Genomic DNA, 24,893 nt, shown 5'->3' on the forward strand with positions numbered 1-24,893 from the left:
GCTCTCGGTTTGCCGGGACCCGCCGCCGATTTGAGAAGCGGCTGAGGTTGGTTTTTGTAAGCTGGTGGACCGCGGGGGGATCGAACCCCCGACCTCCTGATTGCGAACCAGGCGCTCTCCCAGCTGAGCTAGCGGCCCGAAGGCAGACAGGATGATGTTACTGGAGGGTTCAGGAGGTTGCAAGGTGCACTCTTCGCCAGTATATGCGCGACATTTGTGACGTGTTGATTGGGGCTCTGGCGGGCCGCGGAGGGTTTCAGGATGGCTCTAGACAATCCCAGGGTATTTCTCCGTAGGCTGAAGGCGATCTGGTACTCGAAGCCCGCGAGCCAAGTATCGTCCTCGGCGTCTGACACGTCGGTTGGTTGTAGCGCGGGCTCGCACGCATCGTTGCTTGGTTGGCTGCCCTCCGACCCCTATTGAATATGTGGATGATCTTGGGGTCCGCCTCCCCGGTTAGGCTGATTGCAAGGGCCTAGCTCTCGCGTTGTTCCGGTCGGGCTCCTTAGAAGCCTACGAGCGCCAAGAGCGCGCGGCGGAGAACGCCGGGACCCTTTTTGGGGTCACCTTCCCTCGACGCGTCCCCTGAGAGCCGCGATCAGGCGGGCCTGGAACTCGGGCTGGACGGTCCGCGCGATTGCGAGCGCCTTCTGGGCGTAAAGGGCGGCCTCGTCCGGTCGGCGATTCGCGTCGAGCGCCTGGCCCACCATGGCAAGCACCCGGGCCGAGTCTGGCGCCAGCGTCTCAGCCTGTCGCGCCTCGGCGAGGGCTGCTTCGGGCTCGTTTGACCTGAGGTCCAAGCCGGCCTTCTGGACGTGGCTCAGGGCCGCGGCCAGCGGAAGATCGAAGTGCCCCTCGAACACGAACACACCGTAGTCGATGACGGCCACGGGCTTCAGCGTCTTGAACTGCTCATAGGCGTTCAGGGGGGCCGGCCCGAGTTCAAAGCCGGAGAGGGTGCCGGCACTCATCAGGACGGGGCCGTCGATTGAGGGCGGCACGTCGAACGGCACGGAGAAGGAGAGTGCGTCGGGCGTGAGGAGCGGCTTGCACGGAATCCCGTAGTACCGGTAGTCCAGCGGACCTTCGGCGAAGTAGGCGAACCAGCAGTCCTTCAGGCCACGCGCGTCCGTATAGGCCTTGACCGCCTTGAGCTGCTGGCCCCAGTCCGAAGACGAGTCGCTCAGGTACTTGTGCACGCTGCTCGGTCCGCCAAAGGCCTCGTTGGCGTAGGCAATGTACGCGGGAAAGGCGTGCAGGACCGAGACCGCCTGAAAGACGAGCAGGGCCAAGACCGCCAGGAGCCAGGGTCGCCTTCCCTTCACGAGCGCCGAGACCGCTCCGCCGACGGCAGCTGCCATGAACACGTAGACCGGCAAGACGTGCCTGATGCCGATGTTCATGCCGCCCGTCATGGCGATCACCATGTACACCGTGGCCGGAATCACCATGGTGACGATGCCCCGCCGCTCCTCCACTCTTCCCGTGAACACAGAAAAGGCGCCCGCTGCGACGAGAACAAGGAACGTCAGCGAGGACTTGATCGCCATCGCGATCGGGAAGAAGAACCAGACGGCGTGGGGGTAAGTCCTGCCGAGCACGTAGCTCGGGAAGGCCCTCGCCTCGTACAGGAAGTGCGCGAAGCCGTAGGTGTACGCCTGGGGCAGGAGGTGAAGCCCGTCGGCCGCGGCCAGGAGCCTCGCCTCGAGGGCACTCGGGACCAGAGCGAGCTCCACCTGCATGGGAGGGTTGAGAGGGGGGCCACCCTCGGCAGGGACGTACCGGAAGCCGTACGAGGCCCACAGGATCGCGAGGGAAGAGATGGCGATTACGGCAAGTGCCCCGAGGAGCCGCCTCGCAAGCGGTCCCCTCTTCTCGCCGGGGCGCCCTCCCCCGAGCTTTCGGCCCCAAAAGACCTCGACGAGAGCGAGGAGCGCGAGATCCGGGAAGAGCTGCACCGCGCTGCTCTTGGCGGCGACCGCGAGCCCCACGACGATGCTGACCGCGGCTAAGGGGAGGAGGCCTGGCTCCTTCAAGTAGCGGTAGAAGAGGTAGACCGCCCAGAACATGAACAACGCCTGGCCCGTGTCGGTCGTGGCGAGACTCGAGTGCGCCAGGAACGTGGGGTCGAACGCGAGGAGCGCAAGGGCGATCACGCCTGCGGTGACGCCGAACATCTCCTTCGTCGCCCAGAAGACGAGGAGCGCCGTGAAAAGACCGAGTGCCACCACGGCCATTCGGCTCCGGAAGAGGACCTCCCCTGCTCCCTCCTGGAAGACGAACTCCCGCCCGCCCTCCATCTCGTGCATCCGGAGGGGGCGGTTCTGAATCGAGGGCTCCTTCAACTTCATGCCGACGAGGGGAGCCGCAAGCACATACCTCGTGAGGGGCGGATTCAGGGTGTAGAACCCGTGAGCCCACTGCAGGTACCCGGCGTAGATGTGGGCCGGCTCGTCGAAGGTCGCCGAGTTACGCGAAGCCGCGAAGGTGAGCTGCAGGAAGAGCGCCAGGAGCAGGCCGGCCACCGCGGAGGAGACTGCCGGGCGACGCATCGCGTTCATGAGAAGACCTCCTCAGGCACAAACGGCGTCGCTAAACCCACTCGGCCGCTCCCGGACCACCCTTGGCCCTCTGCGCCGACGGCGAGAATCGCTCCTGACCCTTTTTCTGGACCTCGGGCAGGCGGGGGCCCGACGGCAGGCCGCCGGCGCAATCTGGCCTCCCGGGCGACCCAAGCGCTCGAGCGCCGTCTCCTACTCTGCGCGGAGCGTCGCCTTCAGAAGGTCACGGTCTCGTGACGACGGGCCCACGAGGATCTCGAAGTCCCCGGGTTCGACGACGTACTTTCCGTCGGCGTCGACGAGCTCGAAGGACTCCCAGGGCAACCTCACGGTTACCGTTTTCTTCTCCCCGGGCTCGAGGTGCACCCGAGCGAATCCCTTGAGCGCCTTGCTCACCCAGGTCACCGAGGTGACCACGTCGCTCACGTACACCTGGACGATCTCGTCGCCCGCGCGCTTACCGGCGTTCAGCACGTCGACCGAGACCGTGGCGGCCTGGCCGCGGGCGAGGGCGTTCGAGGCCAGCTGCACGTTGCTGTAGCGGTACTCCGTGTAGCTCAGTCCGTGCCCGAACGGAAAGATCGGCTCTTGGGTGAGGTCCGCGTAACGGCTGCCGTGCTGTCCGCGCACCTGGTTGTAGAACACCGGCTGCTGGCCCACGTGCACCGGGAAAGAGATCGTGAGCTTGCCCGAGGGGTTCATCTGGCCGAACACGGCCTCGGCGATGGCTCGCCCGCCCTCCATGCCGGGGTTGAACGCTTCGAGGATCGCCCGGGCGCTCTTCACGGCAGGCGGCAAGACGAGGGGCTTGCTGTTCACGAGCACCACGATCATCGGCTTGCCCGTCTTTTGGAGGGCGTCGAGGAGAGCCACCTGGCCGCCCTGCATCTCGAGCGTCGCTGTGCTCTTCCCCTCACCGATGAAGTCGAGGTGGTCGCCGACCACGGCGACCACCGCGTCCGAGGCCAGGGCGGCGGCGACCGCGCCGGGTAGCCCGGAGAGGTCCCCGTTGTTGATCGCGCAGCCCTTCTCGTAGCGGACGCTCGTCCCTGCCGGGGCCACCGCCTTGATGCCGTCGAGCACCGTCACCGTCTTGTCCCGTGGATGCTTGCCGGCCTCCGGCGGGTGCTGCGGGGAGCCGAGCGACCAGTCGCCGAGCTGCTGGAGGTCGTCGTCCGCGTTCGGCCCGATCACCGCGATCGACTTCACCCGGGAGGCGTCGAGGGGTAGCACGCCGTCGTTCTGGAGCAGCACAAGGCTCTCTCGGGCGGCGTCGAGGACGGCCGCGCGGTGGTCCTTCCGAGCAACCTCGATGGCAGCTTTTTGGAGGTCGGGCCGCCGCGGGTTCTCGAACAAGCCCATCCGGAACTTGAGACCCAGAATGCGCTTCAAGGGCTCGTCGATCTCCGACTCTTTCATCCGGCCGCTCTTCACGGCCTCGATCGCCCCCTCGTAGAACTGAGGCGTCGTCATGATGAGGTCGTTCCCGGCGCGCACGGCCATGATCGCGGCGTCGGCGTAGGTCTTAGCAACCTTCTGCTCGTGGACGAGGCGTCCGACGTTGTCCCAGTCGGTGACGAGGACGCCCTTGAAGCCCCACTGGTCCTTCAGCACGTCCCGGAGGAGCCACTTGTTGGCCGTCGAAGGCACGCCGTCCATCGACTGGTAGCCCGTCATGAACATCATGGCCCCCGCGCGGGCGGCGCGCTCGAACGGCGGGAGGAAGTAGCTTCTCAGCTTCCGCCTGGAGATGTCCGCCTCCGAGGCGTCCCGCCCGCCTTGCGTCTCAGAGTAGCCCGCGTAGTGCTTGGCGGTCGCGAGCACGGCGGTCGGATCGTCGAGCCCCTTGCCCTGGTAGCCGCGGATCAGGGCGGCTCCGAGCTCCCCGATCAAGTACGGGTCCTCGCCGAAGGTCTCGCCGGTCCGCCCCCAACGCAGGTCTCGGGTCAGGCAGAGCACCGGCGAGAAGGTCTCGTGGATGCCAGTCGGAGCCATCTCCTCCGCGGTGACCCGGCCCATTCGCTCCAGCAGGTCGGGGCTCCAGCTCGCCGCCATTGCGAGCTGGGTGGGGAAGATGTTCGCGTCCTTCCAGAAGGAGTGGCCGTGGATCCCGTCCTCCCCGACGAGGAGCGGGATGGCGAGGCGGTTCTTCGCCGCGAGGTCCATCGCGACGGCGATCTTGGCGCCGAGGACGTGGAGCAGCGCCCCGGGCTGACGAGTGTTCACGAACGACAGGTCCTCGCCCCGAGCATCGAGCATCAACAGCTGGCCGACTTTTTCTTCCAGAGTCATACGCGAGACAAGGTCGAGGACGCGCTCGTCCACGCTCAGCGCGGGATTGAGGTACTTCAGCGGTCTGGGCGCATCGGCTGAGGGCCGCGCGCGCGCTTTCGTGGCCGCGCTCTGGGTCCAGACTGGCACCGCCAGGCCAACGCACGCGCCCACGGCCAGCAGCAGACGAAAATGGTTCATCCTCCCCCCCCTGACCGTCGGCGCCGCGACAGTGCCGAAGGGCCTTCGGCCTCTCTCGAGCTCGTGGCGCCGCGACACGCGCAAGACCCGCCCCTCCACGAGGCGCGACAGCCGGGTTTACTAGGGGGCTGGCCCAATCGCCCGCATACTATTGGCACTCAGTGCCACTGTCAACATCATGGAATATGATGGACGCCATGGCGAGGCCAGATCCAAGGCGCCACGAGCGGAAGGCGAGGCCGTTCGCCCGGGCCCTGCCGCCGCTGCCCACCGCCCTCCGCCAGAGGAAGCGCGAGGTTGTCCGGGTGGCCCTCGCCACCGCCGCGGAGGGGCTCTTTCTTTCGCGCGGCTTCGAGCGCACGACCGTCGAGCAGATCGCCCACGCCGCGGGTGTGTCCCGCCGGACCTTCTTCCGCTACTACGAGTCCAAGGAGGACGTCCTGGTCGAGCGCTCCGAAAGGCGGGGCGAACGGCTCTATGCCGAGCTCGCCGAGCGCCCTCCCGGTGAGCCGCCTCTCCTCGCGATCCGCAACGCACTCATCCCAGCCGTCCGCGCGGGGGTCGAGGACGCCGAGTTCACTCGCTGGGTGATCCGCGCTCTGCGCGAGAAGAGCCCGCTCCGGCGAGCGATGATGGAGCGGCGCAGTCGCCTGGAGGAGCGGATCGCCGCCCTCATGGCCGCGCGCCTCCGGTCGGAGCCACGCGACAACACACCGATGCTCCTGGCCTTCGTCACGCGGGCGCTGCACGACACCGCGTTCAACGCCTGGTACGACCACGAGACGGGCGACGTCACCGGGCTCGTCGACGGGCTGATCGGGCGCCTCCACGCGGCGGTCGCCGAGCTTCCCTCTGAGCTCTGGTCCCGCGTGTTGCCCCGGGGGAGCACCTCCGCCCGCAGCAAGACCCGCCGGCGCTGAGGGGCTCTCGTCCCCCCCGCCCGTTCCCCGGACGCCGAGGCCCCGGCAACGAGCCGGCCGCTCGTCTTGGTCAGGGATGAGCGACCAAGGGGCACGGCACCCGGCCTGGGCTTTCGCGTGGCACGGGAGAGCCGCAAGCGACCTCCACGCTCGAGCTTACGACGGTAGACCTCGTGGCGGGGGCGGGGAAGGCCTTCGAGGCAGCGCTCGGCGCGGACCAACCAGTACTTCATGGTGAGATACTCTGGTATCAGATGCTGGCGGGGGGAGTCGCTCCCCGCTATATCCGACTGCGCCCGCGGCCGAGCCTATCGTCGGTTCTCGATGGAAGGAATGAACAGACGATGCCCGACGATGTCAACCGTTTGGTCGCGAGGACGACGATTGAGATCTTGACTCTACGACCAACGATGAGTCTAGGCCTCGGGCTGCCCACCCATCAGTGATGGAGGCGTCGAGAGAGGAGCGGTGGGGGGATCTGCTGACTTCACGGGTGTGGGGCTCTGCAACCGCTCCCCGAATGGACCAGCAGTGCCGCCGGTTGCGCGCCAAACAGCGGATCGATTGTCGACGTTGTCGGCCGCGCTCGCCGGGCTGCCGACCGCGATGAGGGAGACGCTGCCCGCCCTGATCGCCTTTGCGGCGGCGATGAGCTTCACGCCCGGCCCCAACAACACCCTGGTGACGGCTTCGGGTGCGAGCTTCGGGTTCCGCCGTTCGCTTCCGTTGCTACTCGGGGTCGTGCTCGGCTTTGCCCTGATGGTGGTTGGGCTCGGCGCCGCGCGCTTGTTCCAGGCTCTTCCCGTCCTGCACGAGATCCTGAAGGTCGCGGGATCAATCTACCTGCTGTGGCTCGCTTGGCGGATTGCGCGGGCTGGCCGCTCCGGCCCGGCGGGCGGCCGGGCCCGACCAATTTCGTTCGTCGAGGCCACGGCGTTCCAGTGGATCAACCCTAAGGGCTGGGTGTTCGCGGCCGGCGCCCTGTCGGCTTTCACCACTGTGGGCGGCGACCTGGTCGGCGAGGTCACCGTGATCACTGTCGTGCTCGCCGTCGCCTGTCTGGCCGGCATCACTACCTGGTGCGCGTTCGGAGTGGCGATCGGCCGCCTGCTGACGTCGGACCGCGCGCTGGCCGCGTTTAATTGGAGCATGGCCGGCCTGCTGGCGCTCTCGGTTGCGGCGGCCTTCGTCTGATGGCCGGCGGGGGCTCAACGTCAGGCTGGTAGCCCGTGGCCTCCCTGTCGCGAGAGGCCCTCGTTCCCGGAGCGGCCAGGACTCTGGGTTGCGGTACCGTTTGAATAGAGCCGGCATCGGCCCCGGCTGCGTTGTCGCAGCCGGGCTTAGGGGAGAGCCGCGGCCATTCGCCTCACTGCTTCCGGGAGCTCGTGTTCGTTCAACCACGCAAAGCTAAATCTCGCAAACGGCTGGGGATGTCCATCGAAAGCGTAGCGCCGACCGGTGTACCAGGAGACGCCGAACTGGACGCTCCGGCGTGCCCAGGACTCGACATCGACAGAGATGCGGAGGTGGACCCATAGGGCCATTCCGCCGGGGGCAAGCGTGAAGTCGACGCGGTCCCCGAAGGTCCGGCGCAGGCTGCGGGCCAGGATCTCGCGGCGGGTCGCGTACACGCGTCGCACACGCGCGATGTGGCGCTGTAGCTCGCCATCCTCGATCAACGTGGCCACCGCCGCCTCGGTCGCCAGGTCTCCCTGTATATCGAGCAAAGAGCGGATCGCACTCGCGCTCCGCAGGACGGCCGGCGGGGCGACGACATAGCCGATGCGAAGGCCGGGGGCGAGAGCTTTTGAGAGTGTGCCGATGTACACGACGAGGCCCGGTTCATCGGTGCTGGCCAATGGAAGTACGGGACGACCGTCGTAGTGGAACTCGTGGTCGTAGTCGTCTTCGATGATCGCAATGTGTCGGGCCCGCGCCAGGGCGAGGAGGGCCAGGCGTCGCGCCGCCTTCAGGGTCACCGTAGTTGGATACTGATGATGGGGTGTGACGCAGAGGGCGCGGAGCGTCGTGCGGCTGGCCAGTCGGGAGAGCGCCTCGACATCGATGCCATCGCCGTCGATGGGGACGGGAATGACCGTCGCCCCCGCGGCTCGGAACGCCTCCCAGGACGGGCGATAGCCGAACTGTTCCACCGCGACGACGTCGCCGGGACGGAGCAACGTCCGGGCAACGAGGGTCAAAGCCATCTGGGAGCCGCGCGTGACGAGCACATCGTCGGCGGCGACGGACAGGCCCCTCGTGTTCGCGAGCATCGATGCGAGGGCGGTACGGAGCGCGGGGTGTCCCTCGGGATCGCCGTACGCGAGCAGGTCTGGACCGCGTAGGGCCAAAACGCGCCGATAGGCGCGCCCGATAGCGCGCGTGGGGAGAAGGCGGACGTCAGGCGCGCCATTGCTCAAGTTCAGCGTGCCGGTCGGAAGGCTCGGCGGGCGAAACGGAGCGGGGGTCGGGGGGAGCGGGAAGGGCAGGGCCGACACGTGTTTAGGGGCTCCCCGCCGCCGTGAGAATGGCCGGCCGGCGGGATGAACGATGCTACGCGCGACGAAGGTTCCGCGGCCCGGTGTCGTCTCGAGCCATCCTTCCGCCACGAGCTCGGCCAACGCGGCAAGGACGGTATTGCGATGCACCCGGAGGCTGGCCGCGAGCCGCCGGCTGCCCGGCAGCCGGTCCCCCGGGCGCAGGCGTCCACGGTGGATATCGGCGGTCAGGGAGCGCGCGATCTGCAGGAACGGGGGCAGGGGTGCGGCGCGGTCGACGGCGATTACGAGTTCCCAGGGGGGCGGCATTGTTTTGGGCGGGGGATTGTACCGCGGCGAGCATTGGCTGGTCTAGGGAAAACCAGCAATACGGACCTAGACCGTTAGACCAGTGTGCCTACACTTGTGTGCTGGGGCCGCGGGTGCATCCCGGGTGACCCGAAGGGGCGCCTGCATCGCCGCGGGGGCCATACCGGGTGGCGCCGCAGGCACGTACAAAGCGGGGCGGCCCACGGTCAGCGGAGGAAGCCCATCACATGGGGAAGCGCACCGTCGGCGTCGACGCTGGCGCGCGGGCATTTCGCGACCGCCCTCCTTCTGTATGCTGTCGCCACCGCTCAGTCAAACGACTTGGGGTCACTCGCCCACCTGTACTTCGAGCTGGCCGACAGAGTAACAGTCGAGTTCACCCCGTCGGTCGGCTTCAACCTAGTGAGCAACGGCCAGAGCAGCTCCGGCGTCGGGCCGGGCGATGTCACGGTCCAGGGTCAGTACCGGTTGACGCGTTTCGTGAAGGCACCTGGATTCCCACGACCTCGATCGTCATCCAGCTGGAAGCGCGACTTGGGGGTGGTCTTCGGTACCCTCGTGATGGATACCCCCGCTTCGATCACACCACTCGTGCGCACACCCGGGGAGACTGGCTCACGGTGGCAGGCATCGCTCTGACACGGTTCGCGCATGTGGTACCGTAGTTTCATTGGAGCGCCTGACCTAACGCGACCCTCGGCAGCCGGTACGACCAAGCAGAGGCTGCCCAAGGCTATCGGACCTGACTCGGCGTCGGTTCGTGTTACCGTGGCGCCCTGACTCGCCGACATGACGGGCGCTACGGCCAGGAGGGCCGGAAGTAAAGCACGTGGAGCGTCGAGACCCTCGCCGACGTTTGGCGGACGCCGCGGGAAGTGTGAAGGGCACGTTCAGGACCCCGACTCCGATTGGGGACGGTCCTTCGCCGGGTCCGAGAGGAGACAGACGATGTTTACCCGGCGACTGATTGTCACCGGGGCGCTCTGGTTAATGGGTGCGGGCACTTTTCCCGAGTGCCTCGTCGCGGCGGAGCTGGCAGGCCGGATCGAAATCGTCGACCGGGATAGCAAGACTGTGCCCGGCGTGGGAGCTGTGGTGTGGCTTCCCGGCGTACCCCCATCGCTCACGGTCGCAAAGGGTCCTCCCACCGTTGCCTCCAAGGACAAGCGCTTTGAGCCTCACGTCGTCGCGGTGGCGCGGGGAGCCACCGTCGTCTTTCCCAACCTCGACAGGATCCTCCACAACGTCTTCAGTCGCACTCCGGGTGCAGAGTTCGACCTCGGCCTCTACCACCAGGGGAAGTCCAAGGATGTCCGATTCATTACGCCTGGGCTCGTGCGCATATACTGCAACATCCACTCGCAGATGGCGGGCTACGTCATGGTGTTGGATGGTGCTGATTTTGCCGTGGTGAACGAGAACGGGTTGTATCGGATTGACGGCGTTCCCGAAGGTCGACGTGAGTTGCGCATCTGGCACGAAAGGGCCGGCGAGACGACCGTCATGGTCCAGGTCCTGAGTGGGGGTCCGACGACCATGAACCTGACCCTCGACGCCTCGAGCTACAAGGAGGTGCCCCACAAGAACAAGTATGGGGAGGAGTACCCTCCTGTTCGACGAGATGACGATCGGTACTGACACAACCAAGGTCGGAACACCTGTCCCCCCGGTCGAGGGGACGCCCCCGGCCTCCCAAGTGGCCACTCTGCCGATGGATGGCCTGCAGAAGGAAGAAGATCCTCCAAGGGGGATCCGGCTCGCCACCCGCCTGTCTCTCACCATTGCCGTGCTTCTCGCCAGCTGTCTATCCCTGGCTCTGGCGTTCGCGACCTGGCGTGCCAACGAGGTCACGGGGGAGCGGATCCACGAGAACCTAAAGCTCGTCCCCGCCCTCTATAGCAGCTTCGCGGACTCGGAGGCCAGCGCCCGTCGTCAGCAGGTCAAGTCCTCGGCCGAGCAGCCTGGCACGAGGGCTCTCCTGGCGGAGGTCAGGGCGGGCGCGGAGACGTTCCATGACTCTGCTCAGGACTTCGCGCGCGATCTTGGCGCGGAAATGGCGTTCTTTTTCGATTCTCGGGGAGCCCTCCTGGCCCGCAGCGATCGGGCGGCCGGTGAGGAGTCGGGTCGCGATTTCTCCGCCGTCGCCTGGGTCAAGCGGCCGCTCTCCGACCTCACCGAGTCCTCTGCTTTCATTCTCGACGTGAAGAGGAAGAAAGCCCTCTTCCTTGTCGCGGCCGCGCCCGTGACCCAGGGTGAGGGGCGCGAACTGAAGCTTAACGGTGTCCTCGCGGCGGCCTTTCCCATTGACGATGCGCGCGCGATGGAGCTGGGGCATCTGATGTCGGGAGAGATTGCCTTCGTCGCCAATCTAGCTCCGCGGGGGGCAAGTCCGGAGACCGCGGTGGTGGCCGCCACCGCCCCTTTGCGAGGGGTGGGGTTCCAGGGCATCCTGGCTTCGACCCGAGCCTTGGAGCCCATCTTCGGGAGGGGAGAGCCCTTTGGGCCGTTGGAGTTCTCGTCGAAGGGCGAGGGCTACATAGCAACCGCGCTGCCCATCAAATCCGGGAGCGGGGAAGTGATCGCCGCCCTAGTGGTGGCGCGTTCGAAGGACCTGGAACTCGCGGCCTTCCGACAGATCCGGCGTGGCATCGCCTGGATAGGCGCGTTTGTCCTCATGGCATCCCTACCGATCTCCTCGGCCCTGGCCCGGCGGATTTCCCATCCCATCGAACAGCTGGCGGCGGGAGCGGAGGCGATTCGCGGTGGCCAACTCGATATCGCGTTGCCGAGAGCGAGGGGCGACGAAGTGGGGACCCTGGCCCGTGCCTTCGCGGCCATGGTCGCGGAGCTGAAGCAGAAGGCTGCCCTCGAGAAATGGGTGGCGGAGGTCCTCCGCCGACCTGGCGACGTGACGCTGGGATCGCGCGCGGTCCTGGCGGCGGACCAGGCGCTCCCCGGCTTGGGGGTCGAGAAGTTGTTCGCCAAGCGCTACTACGTGCTCTCCGTGCTCGGGGAGGGCGGCATGGGGAGGGTGTATCGGGCCCACGATCGGGACCTAGACGAGCAGGTGGCGCTGAAGGTCCTGACCCGAAGCACTTTCGGCGAGGGGACGCAGGCGGAGGAAGTTCTCAAGCAGGAAACACGGTTGGCCCGCATGATCACCCATCCCAACGTGGTCCGCGTTTACGACCTGGGCGAATCTGAAGGAAGCCGCTTCCTGACCATGGAGTACGTTCCGGGCACGACGCTCAGTGAGCTCCTGGACCGACGGGGCAAACTGGACCTTGCCCCCGGGCTGCAGATCGCAAAGCAGATTTGTCGCGGCCTGGCCGCGGTCCACAGCGCGAACGTCGTTCACGGAGACCTCAAGCCGCGAAACGTGATGGTGATGGCCAACGGCGTGGTCAAGCTCATGGACTTCGGGGTGGCCCGCGGATCCCGTGTCGGGGAGAACAAGGAGGGCATTCTCGCGGGATCCGTTCAATACATGAGCCCGGAGCAAGCCCGGGGGGCCGTGCTTGACGCGCGGAGCGACCTCTACTCTGCGGGCGTGACTCTTTACGAGATGTTCACGGGGCAACGCCCGTTCGAATCGGAGGATCGGGAGACGCTGTTGAAGATGCATCTCCATGAGGCGCCTCGCGATCCGCGAACGCTCCGTCCCGAGCTGCCGGACGTTCTCTGCCACGCAATCCTTGCCTGCCTGGCTAAGTCTCGCGTCCAGCGTCCCGCCACCGCCTCCGACCTGGAGCGGGCACTGCTGAGGGTCAAGATCTGAGGCGGACATGGAGGAGGGCCCCCGCTCTCCGATCGCCCCCCGCCCGTCCAGACGAGGACAGACCCGGCTCACGCTGACCGGACTCGCTCCGACCGGACTCGCTCCTTGACGCTGTCGGCGAAGAGCCCTAGGCTCTGGGGGCCCCGGATTGAATGATGGGCAGGGGAGGAGTCATGCAGCGTCGCCCGTATATGGGCGTCATCGTCCTTCTGGCGGCTCTCCTTCCCGCTCGAGTCCTGAGCGGCCAGGAGCAACCGGCGGCCACTCCCTCGCCGGAGCCGACCCCCGCGCCCAAGCGGTTCCGGATCGGTGGGGAGCTCAAGGCGAACTTCAGACACTCTGCCTCGGAGGAGGTCCTCGTTCATTTCCCTTTTCCGCCCAGCTTCCTTGCCCCCGGGCAGACCCAGGTCTTCGAGCGCACGACGGCGAAGGGCAGCTCCATCGAAGTGTCGAACGCCGCTTTGATCGGGGAGGGTGATTTCACGCCCGACATCTCGGCCAAGGTCGAAGTCCACTTCCTGGACCTGTACAACCGCAACCCCACCTCTTCCGATGACCGGATCGCGCTCCGCGAGGCCTGGGTCCGGTTCGGTCGAAAGTTCGAAGCGCTCGAGATAGCCCCCGCCACGTCGTTCTATGCGGTCCTGGGCAAGCTCCCCCGTTTCACCAAGCCTCGGCTTCGGCGCCTGGAGAGTTACGGGCTGTGGTCGACCGCGGTCGGGCGTTTCGAGGAGCTCCAGGTGGAGGTGGGGGGGTCGGTGGGGCGGAACTTCTACTGGCGCGGCCAGATAGCCAACGGTAACCCGCTCTTCTTCCGGGACCCCAATGCCCTCGCGGGGGACAACGGGACACCGGAGCGCGCACCGCAACCCGGGCCACGGCCCATCACGGGAACCCGCCCCATCTACGAGTCGGGCTTTCCTTTTCTCTACGACACCAAGGCGTCGGACGTGAACGTGACCGGAAACTTCCAGCTGGGAGGCGGCATCGGTTACCGCGTCAGCAACGCCGGGGATACGCGGGCCATCGATGCCCTGGCGTGGTATTTCCACCGGAAGCTGGCGGACAGCGCGCCGATCCGCGGGACCTTCTACCTGGGCGACCTCACGCTCCTGCGTGGCGTGCTCTTCCCGCTCCCGTTCGAGGGCAACGACAAGTCGGAATACGGAGTCAACCTAGAGGGACGCGCGGGGGAACTGCGCCTGTTCAGCCAGTTCGTGCATCAGGACATCGCCAAGCTGGTTCGGCAGGGGGTCGAAATCGAAGTGGCCTATCGGGTGCCCCTGAACGGCCTGCTCATCTCGGGCGACAACCCCGTGCTGACCTGGATTCAGCCCACCGTGCGCTTCTCCAATATCCACAACAAGTTCACCACTCCCTTCTTGAACCCGGCCCCCTCCGTGGGCTTCGACTGGCACAAGTTGGACTTCGGCTTCCGCCTGGGAATCATCCGTGGCCTGGACTTCACGGCCGAGTACGCTCGCCTGGACATGATCGTGCCGCCCACTCTGCATCCCGACGAGTGGCTGCTCACGCTCCGCATTGGTTTTTGAGGGCCCCGGGGTCAGGCCCGCGGCGGCCACAGGATCGGGACCTCGCCGCTCAAGAGCTCGACCACTCCCTCCGCCGCCATCGGCTTGGAGAAGTGATAGCCCTGGATGAAATCGCACTCGAGGGCCTGTAGTCGGCCCAGCTGTTCCTCGGTCTCGACTCCCTCGGCGATCACATCCATGCCCAGGTTGCGGGCAAGCCCCACGATCGTCCGCACCACCATGTCCGAGTGCGGGCTCCCCGCCCCCATTCCGCTGATGAATGAGCGGTCGATCTTGAGGGTGTTGGCGGGGAAGCGGAGCAAGTAACCCAGCGATGAATAGCCGGTCCCAAAGTCGTCGATACAGACGTGGATCCCGTGGGCTTTGAGCTCGGTGAGCATGGCGGCGGCGGCATCCGGGTTCTCCATGAGGATGCTCTCCGTAACTTCCAGCTTTAGGCTCCCCGGCGGCAGCTGTGTCTCGCGCACGATCCGGGCCACTTCGGAAACGAGATCGGGCTGCTGGAACTGCCTTCCGGAGAGGTTAACGCTCATCATCAGAGGCCGGCGGGAGGAAAAGCGAGCCTGCCAGGACCGGAGCTGGCGGCAGGCCTCGCGGAGCACCCAGAGCCCGATAGGGACGATGAGCCCCGTCTCCTCTGCGACCCTGATGAAGTCGCCCGGAAAGACCAGGCCATGGCCCGGGCGCTGCCATCGGACCAGGGCCTCGAAACCCGCAACCTGCCCCGAGCGGAGGCACATGATGGGCTGGTAGTGGGCCTGCAGCTCCTCTCGCTCGACCGCCCGATGCAAGTCGTTCACGATCTGGAGGAGGCCCACGGCCCGGGCGTGCATGGCGGTGTCGAACTCTCGGTGGCGGGCTCGCCCCTCCTCTTTGGCCCGATGCATGGCATTGTCGGCGTCCCGGACGAGGTCCTCCGCCTTTTGATACCGGGGCTTGTGCAAGGCAATCCCGATGCTGGCGGTGACGAACACCTCCCGGCTGGCGAGCTCGAAAGGGACGCTCAGGGAGCCCTGTATGCGCTCGGCGACGCGGGCGGGCACCGCCGCCTCCTCGATTTCGTCGATGAGGACGGCGAACTCGTCGCCCCCGAGCCGCGCGACCGAGTCCGCGGGTCGCAGACAGGTCTCGAGACGACGCGCGATCTGGATGAGGAGCTGGTCCCCCGCGAGGTGGCCGAGGCTTTCGTTGACCACCTTGAAGCGGTCCACATCCAGAAGCAGGGCGGCAAACATGTAGCCGGGGCGACGCCGAGCCCGGGCGATACAGATTTCCAGGCGGTCCATGAGCAAGGTGCGGTTGGGGAGTCCCGTGAGAGCGTCGTGCAGGGCGCCGTGCGCCAGCTGTCGCTCCGCCTTGGCGCGCTCCGTGGTGTCGGCCCCGAGGGCGGCGCCGCCGATGACCTTGCCCTCGGGGTCGCGCAAGACCGTGTTACTCCAGGAGATCTGCCGCCTTTCCCCTGAACGGGTCAGGATCTCGGTGTCGTCGTGGGGGGATATCACGCCGCTGTGAATCCGCTCGATGAAGCTGCGCCGGGCCGCTTCCCGTTGGTCCTCGGGGACGAAGCTGTCGAACCAGTTCTGGCCGATGATCTCCTCTTCCCGGCAGCCCACGAGGTCCAGGAGGTACTCGTTGCCGTAGGTGATTTCGCCGTTGACGTCCAAGAAGAGGGAGATCAGCTGGACGTTATCGAGAATGTCTCTGAGGCGTCGCTCCGACTCCCGGAGTGCTTCTTCGGCGAGCTTTCGCTCCGTGATGTCGAAAGCGGTCGCCACCGCCGCCGGGAGACCTTCGAGCTCGACCGGCGTCATCGTGACATCGGCCCAGCGCGGCTCGCCGCGAAGGCAGGCGAGCTTCAATTCGAATCGGTCGGGTCGGGCCCCCGGGCGCTGCCCCGCCCGGCCCCGCTCCCGGAACCGTTCCTGCGCATCCACATGAGCCAACTCCCAGAACTTACGTTTCAGAAGCTCGGGCTCCGAGAGGCCGGTCATGGACTTGAGAGCCGGATTGACATAGCGGAGGCTGTCCCCCTCCAGGATGAAGATCGCCGCCGCCTCCGTCTCCGCCAGGGCCCGGAACTTGGCCTCGCTGGCCCGAAGGGTTCGCTCCGCTCGCAACTCGTTGCTCACGTCGTGGACGAGGACGAAGCCGGCAGGGCGTTCTCCCAACTTGAGCTCGTGAGTGATGAGCTGAACCCAGATGGGGGTGCCGTCGCGCCGGCGGTGCTGCCGGACGACGGCCTCGTTGCCTCGTACGGTGGGCGAGACGTGATCGGGGGGATGGGAAGGGTCCGGGGCCGCGGCCAGGTCGTCGATCGACAGGCCCAGGAACTCCGCCCGCGAGTAGCCATAGTGCTGCAGCGCGGCGTCGTTCACGGCCAGGAATCCTAGGGTCTCGAGGTCGTAGACCCACATGGGTTGCGGGTTGGCCTCGAACATGCAGCGGTAGCGTTCCTCGGAGGCTCGCACCGCAATTTCCGCGGCCATTCTGTCGCGGAAATCGCGTGCGATCAGCACCGCCCCCGCCCCCAGGCCTCCCATGCTTTGGAGGGGGGAGATCGAGACCCTCACGTCCACCCCCTCTCCGGTTCGTGCCCGGAGGCGACCCTCTTGATCCCTCGCCTCACGGCGTTGGAGAGCGCTGGATAGCGGGCCCGAACCGTCGCTCGAGGTGTCCACCAAGGACGCGACGGGCGCCCCCAGAAGGTCCGCTTCCCGGTGGCCGAGGAGGGAGGCCGCGGCCTGGTTCAGAAGCCGGATCCTCCCTTCGTCGTCGTAGACGATGAGCGCGTCGGTCATGGTGGCGATGATCTGGGGCGCGGCCAGGGCAGGGGTGATGTCCGCCAAGTGGTAGCGCCGGATGGTACGCGCGATGAGGGCGACGAAGGCGAGGACGGGGAGGTAGCCGAAAGGATAGATGGGGATCCCGTAGGCGGCCACGTAGTCCACGCAGCCCAGGGACGCCGCCGCGAATGCCAGAAGGTACGCGCGACTTCGGAGGCGATGCGTGCGGGTCTCGGCTCCGCGGGAGTCGTTCCAGTGCTCGCGCAAGCTGAGGAGTAGCAGGCCGACGAAGGTCAAGCAGTAGGGGAGGGCGGCCGCGCGGTAGCGGGGATAGTAGCCCCAGGGGTATCGGTGGAGGCCGAGGAGCAACACGTTGGTTCCCAGGAACAGGGCCGAGAAGAGTCCGGAGAGGAGCCAACCCCCCCAAACGAGCAGCCGACGCCGCTTGTCGGCGTAGGTGACGGCCACGGTGAAGTGGTAGATGGCGGCGGCGATGAAGGGGATCCCGGCGTGCGCGATCTTGGCCCAAGCCACGGCCACCAGGGGGTCGATGGAGAGAAACATCAGCGAGAAGCAGACGAGCCAAACGTCGATGGTCAAAGGGATGAGGCAAAAGAGGAGCGCGACCCGGGAGGCCCGTTCGCGGATGACGATGGATACGCCCAGGAGGAACGTCGCGGCGGCGGTAACAAGGAGCGGAACGGCGTATGCGCTCGGGGCGTAACTCCCCGGGTCGAGCAGCCTTCCCATCAGATCGAGCCTCGGGTCACCTGGGAAACAGGATAGCCGGTCTTGAGGAGCGGGGACAGCGCTCGCCCCGGGGAAGGGCAGAGCTGGGCTCATCGCTCGGCCCCCACCGTGTATCAGGGAGGGGTCCGTATATAACTAATGGGCAGGGACTTAGGAGAACACCGATCGCTCGCGAGTGTGGCCTACCCCCTTTTCGTTCCCTGGGGGCACGGCCGAAACCGACGGCTTGACCCCGATCTTTCTCTCGACGTAGGCTCCGGAGAGTTGCATGGACACCATCAAGGAACTTCTGGTCAACGGCACCCGGCATTCCATCGACGTGGGCCCGGAGCGGAGCCTGCTGGGCGTCCTGCGCGATGAGCTTGAGCTGACGGGCACCAAATACGGGTGCGGCGAGGGCCAGTGCGGCGCCTGCACGGTTCTCGTGGACGGCCAGGCCGCGCGGTCCTGTTTGATCAAGGTGGGCAGTGCCGTCGGGAAGGCGATCACCACCATCGAGGGGCTGGAGAAGAACGGCCAGCTCCATCCCCTCCAGGCCGCGTTCCTGGAGGCGGGCGCGATGCAGTGCGGCTACTGTACGGCGGGCATGATCATGGCAGGCGTCGCCCTTCTCGGGAAAATCCCGGAACCCGGGGAGCGGGATGTCGCGCGGGCGCTCGAAGGCAACCTCTGCCGCTGCGGCACGTATCCCCGGATCGTGACCGCGGTGTGCGCGGCAGCTCGATCTCGAGCGAGGTCGTCCCATGACTGAGACACGGGAGCCAAACCCTCGGCCCGAGGTGGAGCGCTACGAGCTCTTCGCCCGACCCGGTTACCGCTTCGACCTCGGGCGGCGCGACTTCTGCAAGATCCTGGGGGGTGGCGTCGTCGTGACCGTGGCCCTCGACCCTGCCTTGGCGCTCCAGGAGTCCGGAGGTGCCCGCCGGAGTTCCGGGGACGCGATGCCCCGGGAGCTCGGCGCCTGGCTGCACGTCGCGGCAGACGGGGCCGTGACCGTCTACACGGGCAAGGCGGAGATGGGGCAAAACATCCGCACCTCGCTCGCCCAGGTCGTGGCCGAGGAGCTGCGCGTGCCCCTCCCGGCCATCACGATGATCATGGCGGACACCGCGCAGACTCCCTTCGACATGGGGACCTTCGGAAGTCGCACCACGCCCTACATGGCCCCCCAGTTGCGGAGGGCGGCCGCCGCGGCGCGCGAGCTGCTCATCGGCCTCGCGGCCGAGAAATGGGGGGTCGATCGGGCGTCGGTGGAGGCGGGGGATGGCAGGGTGGGCCACCCTCCGACGAGGCGTTCGCTAAGCTTTGGCGAGCTCACCCGGGGCCAGAAGCTCGTGAGAACGATCGGCGAGAGCGAGCCCACCAGCCCGCCCGAGCGCTGGACCATCGCCGGGCAGTCGATTGCCAAGGTGAACGGCCGCCAAATCGTGACCGGGAAGCACAAGTACACATCGGACCTCACGCGCCCGGGCATGCTCCACGGGAAGGTGCTCCGGCCTCCCAGTTTCGGGGCCGCGCTCCTGTCCCTGGATGCCCGGGAAGCGGAAGCCATCCCCGGTGCTACCGTCGTCCGCGACGGGGAGTTCGTGGGCGTCGCTGCGCCCACCGAGCCGATCGCCTCCCGCGCCCGCGACGCGATCCACGCCGAATGGAAGGCCGCCGCCCAGCCGTCGGGAAGACAGATCTTCGAGTACCTCAAGAAGAACCCGGTGGACGGCCAGGGGTTCGATGCGCGGTCGCGTCACGTCGTGGGCTCCGTCGAGGAGGGCCTCGCGGAGGCGGGGACGAAGCTGGAGACTACGTACACGGTGGCCTACATCGCCCACGTTCCCCTGGAGCCACGGGCCGCGGTGGCGGAGTGGGGGGAGGGGGGGTTGACGGTCTGGACGGGAACGCAGCGCCCCTTCGGGGTCCAGGCCGAGCTGGCCGAGGCCTTCAGGCTGACCCTGGACAAGGTGCGCGTGATCGTCCCCGACACCGGCTCCGGCTATGGCGGCAAGCACACCGGCGAAGCGGCCGTAGAGGCGGCGCGCCTGGCCAAAGCCGCCGGCCATCCGGTCAAGCTGGTCTGGACGCGGGAAGAGGAGTTTACCTGGGCCTACTTCCGTCCCGCAGGGGTGATCGAGGTGCGCAGCGGTGCGCGAGCCGACGGCACGCTCCTGGCATGGGAGTTCCACAACTACAACTCCGGCCCTTCCGCGATCCACACCCCCTACGAGGTACCCCACCAGAAGATCGAGTTCCATCCTGCCCGCTCGCCCCTGCGGCAGGGGTCCTATCGGGGCCTGGCCGCCACCGCCAACCACTTCGCGCGCGAGACGCACATGGACGAGCTGGCCTCGGCCCTGGGTCTAAGTCCCCTGGAGTTCCGCCTCCGCAACCTGAAGGACGCTCGCCTGCGCGCCGTCCTCGAGGCGGCCGCCGAGCGCTTCGGCTGGGGGAAGGCAAAAGCCTCCCCGGAGCGCGGCTTCGGCCTGGCCTGCGGGGTGGAGAAGGGAGGGTACCTGGCCAGCTGCGCGGAGGTGTCCGTCTCGCGCCCCGCGGGCGAGGTTCGGGTCGTGCGCGTGGTGACGGCTTTCGAATGCGGCGCCATCCTGAACCCGGACCACCTCCAGAACCAGGTGGAAGGGGCCGTGATCATGGGCTTGGGGGGTGCGCTCTTCGAGGCCATCGAGTCCGAGGGCGGAGAGATCCTCAACCCCCGGCTTTCCGGCTATCGTGTGCCCCGCTTCAAGGACGTACCCCTTCTGGAGACCGTACTCCTCGACCGCAAGGACCTGCCCTCGGCGGGGGCAGGGGAGACGCCGATCGTGGGCGTGGCGCCCGCGCTGGGGAACGCCTTGTTCTCGGCCACGGGCCTCCGTCTTAGGTCGCTGCCCCTCGCGCCCCGCGGCTTGCCCGCCTAGTCCAACGTCGGGGACTCCTCCCTCGCGGCCGGAGTGGGCAGGGGACGGCCCCGACTCACCCGTGCCCCTGTGCGGTCCGAGGACCCGCCCTAGAAATCCACGCGGGCGACAAGGCCAAACGTCCGCGGCTGGTTGGTCAGGTAACCGATGCGGGCCCGGGTGCCGCGCTCACGGTCCAGGGCCAGCAGGGCCCGCTCGTCCGTCAAGTTGTCACCGTAGAGGCTCACGTCCCACTTGCCCCGGCGAATCCCCACCCGCGCGTTGAGGATGTTGTAGGCGGGCATGATGGGGGTGTAGGAGAAGAATTGCTGGGTCAGGGGGCCGCCGATGGTGTTGGCCCCGAACGACGTCATGTCCAGCGTGCCCGGAGCGAGGTTGGAGGGGAAGGCGACAACATCGTCGCCGACCTGGGTCAGGCGCGAGCCGATGTGCTGGAAGGAGCCGGTCAGGTAGCCCGCCCACCCCTGCTTCATCTGCCAATGGTAGGTTGCGGCGGCCGCCATCTGGAACTGGGGCACGCTGGGCAGGCGGCCCCCGCTCTGGAGGCCCTGCACGACACTGACCGAGCCGTCAGGAGCGGTGGAAGTCAGAGTCGACTGCAAGGTGGCGCTGTCGTAGCTGGCGGAGATGGCGAAGTCGAAGTCCTTGGTGGGGGCCGCGCTCAGCTCCACCTCCCCGCCTAGGCTGCGGGACTTCGGCACGTTGAAGATGAGGCGGGACGAGCAGGAGCCCGCGGTCACCGTGGCCTGGAGATCTCGGATGTCCATGTAGAAGGCGGAGACGTTGAACGAGCCGCGTCCGCCCAGGATCCGGGACTTGGAGCCGAGCTCATAGTCCCAGGCCGTCTCGTCCTTCCAGGCCGTGCGCCCGCCGAAGGTTACGAGGTCCTGGGGGGTGCAGAGAGGAGCGTTGATGGGGTCGTTGATCCCTCCCAGCCGGAAGCCCTTGGAGACCTGGGCATTCACGTTCGTGGTGTCGCTCGCCTTGTAGCTGAAGATGATGCGCGGGGCCACGCCGTTGGCGGTGGTGGTGCCCGGCTGCGACACCGGGTTGCCGTGCCCGTCGTCCCCGAAAATGCCGTCGAAGACCTGGGCCTTGTCCTCGCTGAAGTGGTAGTAGCGCAATCCCCCGGTCAGGCTGAAGCGGTCCTGGGTCCAGGTGGCCTCGCCAAAGCCCGCAAACTGGTCGAGCTTGTAGCCAAGGCTGGAGAAGAAGAGAACGTTGAAGGGGGCGAAGGTCTCCTTGCTGGGAATGCCGCTCAACTCCGTGAAGTTGGCAACGTGCAGCTGCTGGCCGTAGGTGCGCTTGGTGTTGGCGTAGAAGCCCCCGAGCACCCACCGGATCTGACCCTTGCCCCCGGCCAGGCGCAGTTCCTCCGTCCATGTCTTGGCGGGGTCGGTGAGGTCGTTCAACGGAGCGTTCAGGGTGTAGATGCTCGGGGGGAGGCCGATGCTGCCGCCGGTGATGCTCGAGGTCAAAGCCCCCGCATCGCGGACCACGAGGACCTTGCGATGGGTGTAGGAAGTGATCGAGGTCAAGGCTACGGTCCCGAAGTTGTAGTTGATGTTGAGGTCGCCCAGGTAGAAATCGTCCGTATAGGGCTCCGCAACCTGGGTGAATTGCTGGCGGGGCCCGAGGGTCACGGGGGGACGGGTGGTGGTGTAGGGATTGGCCAGGATGTTGAAGGCATCGACGCGGTTCCAGCCATCCATGGTCACACGCTGATAGACGAAGCGGGGAGTGATGCTCAGGCGGTCGCTGGGAGCGAAGAGGAAGGTGATCCGCCCGCCCTCCCGCTCCCCGCTGTTCACGTTCTTCTTCACGCTCAGGTTGGGCTGTACGGCGTCGATGAAGCCCCCCAACCGGTTGTAGTAGGCCAGCGCGCGCACGGCCGCGGTATCGCTCAGTTTCAGGTTGCCGCCCAGCTTGAAGTCCCCCCCGAAGTCACCGCCGTGCAGGGCGTTGCCCCCGAATTCCGCGAACCCCTTGTTGCCGGAGATCTCCGGCTGGTTGGTGATGTAGCGGAGGGTTCCCGACTCGGAGCCGGAGCCGAAGAGCGTGCCCTGGGGCCCGCGCAAGACCTCGACCCGGTTCATGTCGAAAAGATCGATATCCGGGGTAAAGAGGGAGAGGGAAATCACGGATTCGTCCAGGTAGGCGCCCACCTGCTCCTTGACCCCCGGCTGGTCGCGCGCAATCTGCCCGGACGATACGCCGCGCATCGCGACCTGGCTTTGGCCGGGGCCCAGGTTCTGGATCGTGAACCCGGCCACGTTGGCGGCCAGGGATTCGATGCCGTCGATGCTGCGCTCTCGCAACGTTTCCTCGGTGGCGGCGGCCACGGAGAAGGGAGTGTTCTGGATACTCTCCTCTCTCTTCATGGCCGTGACCGTGATCTCCTCCTCGAGCTTGGTCTCGAGGGAGAAATCTGCGGTCACCGTCGCGCCGCCGTCGACCTTCAGGTCCTTGCGGGTCTGTTTGCCGAACCCTTTGAGGGTCACGGCCACGGAGTAGACGCCGGGAGGCAGGCTGATCGTGTAGCTGCCGTTGGCGGTGGAGGTTACGGACTTCGTGGCGCTGGTGGTCTGGTTGATGGCCGTAATTGTCGCCCCGGGGACGGTGCTCCCGCTGGGGTCGCGCACGGTTCCGCCAATGCTCCCCGCGGACTGGGCGAGCGCGGGCACGGCAGACAGCGCGGAGAGAAGGGCGAGAGACCACACCCACACCCGTGATTTCAACATGATGCCTCCTCGTCGTGATTGCTTGGCCGAAACCAAGAAGTTGCGTTTCCGTGACGGCGGCTCGTGCATCTTCATACGGCCGCGCGTGAGCTTTGTCAAGGGCGGGCACCGGGGGGCGGACGCGCATACGCAGGTGAGAGAGCGAGTTGCGAGGCGGGAGGGGTAGCCTAGGGGCTGGAGGGAGGCGGCCATGGAGGGAGGCGGCCATTGCCGTGGGGGCGGGAGAGGGGTATGGTCTCGGCCCGGGCGGAGCCCGAGCCCGGGGCGCCGGGTGGCGGGGAGCGGCCACTACCGCCGTTCGCGCCGCCGAGGGCTTTGCCCCGAGGGAGCAAGGAATGAATACGACACGCCGTGGCTTCGTTCGGACGGCCGGGGCCGGCGCCCTGGGAACTGCACTCCTCCCCCGGCTTGTTCGTGGCCAGGCTCCGGCCATGCCCCGGAGCCAAGAGTTCGACGTAGCCGTGGTGGGGGCCGGGGTCTTTGGCTCTTGGATCGCATACCAGCTGCAGCGCGCAGGCCGCCGGGTCGCCCTGATCGATGCCTACGGGCCCGGCAATGCCCGGGCGAGCTCGGGTGGGCAGACCCGGGTCATCCGCATGGGCTACGGAGACAAAGAGATCTACACGCGGTGGTCCCTCCGCTCGCTGGAGTTGTGGAAGGACGTGTTGCGGGAGGCGGGTCGGCCTGCGCTCTTCCAGCGGACGGGGGTGCTCTGGATGGCGCGGGAGCTCGACTCCCTCACCACGAAGACGATCGCTACCCTCGAACGGCTCGGGGTCAACCACGAACGTCTCGAACGCACCGTGCTCGAGGCCCGCTGGCCGCAAGTCGGTTGGGGCCCCATCACCTGGGCCATCTACGAGCCCGAGAGCGGCCTTCTGGCCGCTTTTCTGGCCGTCCAGACCGTGGCCGAGATGGCCAGGAAGGCGGGGGCCACCTATCTGGAAGAGAGCGTGCTCGCCCCCGTGGCCAAGGGGGGGCTGGCCGCCGTCACTACCCGCTCCGGCAAGACTGTCTCCGCGAAGACGTTTGTTTTTGCGGCCGGCCCTTGGCTGGCCAAGCTGGTCCCGGAGGTTCTCGGCGACCGGATCTTCCCCACCCGGCAGGAGGTCCTCTACTTCGGGGTACCCCCCGGGGACGAGCGCTTTTCCTGCCTGGCCCTGCCCATCTGGGTGGACTTCGCGGAAGAAATCTATGGCATACCCGACTTCCAGGGGCGGGGTTTCAAGGTCGCTCCTGACCGCCATGGTCCCCCCGTCGACCCCGACTCCCTCGAGCGGGTTCCGAGCCCGGAGGCCGTCGCTCGCGTGCGTGAGTTCGTGGGCCGCCGCTTCCCCGCCCTCCGGGAGGCGCCCATCGTGGGTTCCGAGGTGTGCCAGTACGAGAACACCTCAAACGGGGATTTCCTCATCGACCGGCACCCGGAATGGGAGAACGCCTGGCTAGTGGGTGGGGGCTCCGGCCACGGCTTCAAGCACGGACCGGCGGTGGGGGAGTACGTGGCCGCGCGGATAGCGGACGGGAAGCCCGTGGAGGCAAAGTTCAGCCTGGCCACCAAGGAGAGGGTTCAGGCGCGGACCGTCTTCTAAACGGGATCTCCGGTTTTCGCTCCCCTCCCCGGC

General features: G+C 67.0%; 13 protein-coding genes and 1 tRNA gene. 8 read left to right on the plus strand and 6 right to left on the minus strand.

The annotated features are described in order from the left end of the window. Positions 1 to 62: 62 nt before the first annotated feature. From VN461_14605 to VN461_14615, 3 genes are all read right to left on the minus strand, one after another. A tRNA-Ala gene (locus VN461_14605) sits at positions 63 to 138 on the minus strand. A gap of 425 nt (positions 139 to 563) precedes the next feature. Next, on the minus strand, positions 564 to 2,561 hold the full coding sequence (locus tag VN461_14610; GenBank protein HXB56013.1) for a glycosyltransferase family 39 protein: 1,998 nt from the start codon (positions 2,559 to 2,561) through the stop codon (positions 564 to 566). A 192-nt stretch (positions 2,562 to 2,753) separates the two neighbouring features. After that, complete coding sequence (locus tag VN461_14615; GenBank protein HXB56014.1) at positions 2,754 to 5,033, minus strand: glycoside hydrolase family 3 N-terminal domain-containing protein; 2,280 nt, start codon at positions 5,031 to 5,033, stop codon at positions 2,754 to 2,756. 197 nt (positions 5,034 to 5,230) lie between these two features. Between VN461_14615 and VN461_14620 the strand changes: the two genes are divergently transcribed. Together VN461_14620 and VN461_14625 are read left to right on the plus strand one after the other, a co-directional pair. Further along, the gene (locus VN461_14620) at positions 5,231 to 5,953 is read left to right on the plus strand and encodes a TetR family transcriptional regulator (protein ID HXB56015.1); all 723 of its coding nucleotides are present in this window, start codon (positions 5,231 to 5,233) and stop codon (positions 5,951 to 5,953) included. Between the two features lie 531 nt (positions 5,954 to 6,484). Continuing rightward, positions 6,485 to 7,147, plus strand: a complete 663-nt coding sequence (locus VN461_14625) for a LysE family translocator (protein ID HXB56016.1) — start codon at positions 6,485 to 6,487, stop codon at positions 7,145 to 7,147. Between the two features lie 146 nt (positions 7,148 to 7,293). Here VN461_14625 and VN461_14630 read toward each other — a convergent pair whose 3' ends face one another. Continuing rightward, positions 7,294 to 8,760 (minus strand): PLP-dependent aminotransferase family protein, encoded by a 1,467-nt coding sequence (locus tag VN461_14630; protein ID HXB56017.1) that lies wholly within the window; start codon positions 8,758 to 8,760, stop codon positions 7,294 to 7,296. Between the two features lie 948 nt (positions 8,761 to 9,708). Between VN461_14630 and VN461_14635 the strand changes: the two genes are divergently transcribed. The 3 genes from VN461_14635 to VN461_14645 all read left to right on the plus strand — a co-directional run bounded on the left by VN461_14635 (position 9,709) and on the right by VN461_14645 (position 14,091). Further along, positions 9,709 to 10,398: a hypothetical protein gene (locus VN461_14635; GenBank protein ID HXB56018.1), complete on the plus strand. Its 690-nt coding sequence runs from the start codon at positions 9,709 to 9,711 to the stop codon at positions 10,396 to 10,398. Continuing rightward, a complete protein-coding gene (locus VN461_14640) occupies positions 10,352 to 12,538 on the plus strand; it encodes a protein kinase (protein HXB56019.1) in 2,187 nt (728 codons plus the stop codon). The genes VN461_14635 and VN461_14640 overlap by 47 nt, the downstream gene beginning before the upstream one ends. Before the next feature lie 173 nt (positions 12,539 to 12,711). After that, the gene (locus VN461_14645) at positions 12,712 to 14,091 is read left to right on the plus strand and encodes a hypothetical protein (GenBank protein ID HXB56020.1); all 1,380 of its coding nucleotides are present in this window, start codon (positions 12,712 to 12,714) and stop codon (positions 14,089 to 14,091) included. Between the two features lie 11 nt (positions 14,092 to 14,102). Here VN461_14645 and VN461_14650 read toward each other — a convergent pair whose 3' ends face one another. Next, the gene (locus tag VN461_14650; protein HXB56021.1) at positions 14,103 to 17,624 is read right to left on the minus strand and encodes an EAL domain-containing protein; all 3,522 of its coding nucleotides are present in this window, start codon (positions 17,622 to 17,624) and stop codon (positions 14,103 to 14,105) included. A gap of 268 nt (positions 17,625 to 17,892) precedes the next feature. On the opposite strand from VN461_14650, the gene VN461_14655 reads away from it, so the two are divergent. Next, entirely contained in the window at positions 17,893 to 18,375 is a 483-nt protein-coding gene (locus tag VN461_14655; GenBank protein ID HXB56022.1) for a (2Fe-2S)-binding protein, read from the plus strand. Further along, on the plus strand, positions 18,368 to 20,530 hold the full coding sequence (locus VN461_14660; protein HXB56023.1) for a molybdopterin cofactor-binding domain-containing protein: 2,163 nt from the start codon (positions 18,368 to 18,370) through the stop codon (positions 20,528 to 20,530). The genes VN461_14655 and VN461_14660 overlap by 8 nt, the downstream gene beginning before the upstream one ends. An 89-nt stretch (positions 20,531 to 20,619) precedes the next feature. On the opposite strand, the gene VN461_14665 is transcribed toward VN461_14660, so the two are convergent. Beyond that, positions 20,620 to 23,271 carry a TonB-dependent receptor gene (locus tag VN461_14665; protein HXB56024.1) on the minus strand — a complete coding sequence of 884 codons (2,652 nt, stop codon included), beginning with the start codon at positions 23,269 to 23,271 and terminating at the stop codon, positions 20,620 to 20,622. A gap of 431 nt (positions 23,272 to 23,702) precedes the next feature. Here VN461_14665 and solA point away from each other — a divergent pair, with 431 nt between their 5' ends. Next, positions 23,703 to 24,860 (plus strand): N-methyl-L-tryptophan oxidase, encoded by a 1,158-nt coding sequence (solA, locus tag VN461_14670; GenBank protein ID HXB56025.1) that lies wholly within the window; start codon positions 23,703 to 23,705, stop codon positions 24,858 to 24,860. Positions 24,861 to 24,893: the final 33 nt, after the last annotated feature.

The sequence above is a fragment of the Vicinamibacteria bacterium genome (assembly GCA_035570235.1).
Classification (GTDB): domain Bacteria; phylum Acidobacteriota; class Vicinamibacteria; order Fen-336; family Fen-336; genus DATMML01.